The organism is Faecalibacterium sp. DFI.5.82 (assembly GCF_029076575.1).
In the GTDB taxonomy this organism is placed as follows: Bacteria; Bacillota; Clostridia; order Oscillospirales; family Ruminococcaceae; genus Faecalibacterium; species Faecalibacterium duncaniae.
Window position 1 is genome coordinate 1 of record NZ_JARFIS010001080.1, and the last position, 290, is coordinate 290.

The 290-nt window shown below is 69.7% G+C and carries 1 pseudogene; it reads right to left on the bottom strand.

Annotated elements, in window-relative coordinates:
- A pseudogene (locus tag P0G09_RS20235) lies at positions 1 to 290 on the bottom strand (SAM-dependent methyltransferase); the annotation flags it as partial.

A 290-nucleotide genomic window follows, 5' to 3' on the forward strand; every position in this document is an offset into this window, starting at 1 on the left:
GGCGGCAAGGCTGGCCAGCTTCTCCTTTTCCGGCACCGGGGTGCGCCCCTCCATCCGGGTGATGATCACGGTCTGGCTGATGGTGGGCAGGGTGTACTCGGCGTTCCGCGCCGCCGCCGCCCCGCAAAAGCTGGACACGCCGGGGGTATCATCGTAGGGGATGCCGTCCGCATCCAGTGCGTCCATCTGCTCCCGGATGGCCCCCTACAGGCAGGGGTCGCCGGTGTGGAGCCGCACGGTGGTCCCGCCTGCGGCTTCCACCCGGCGCATCACGTCCAGCACCTGTTCCA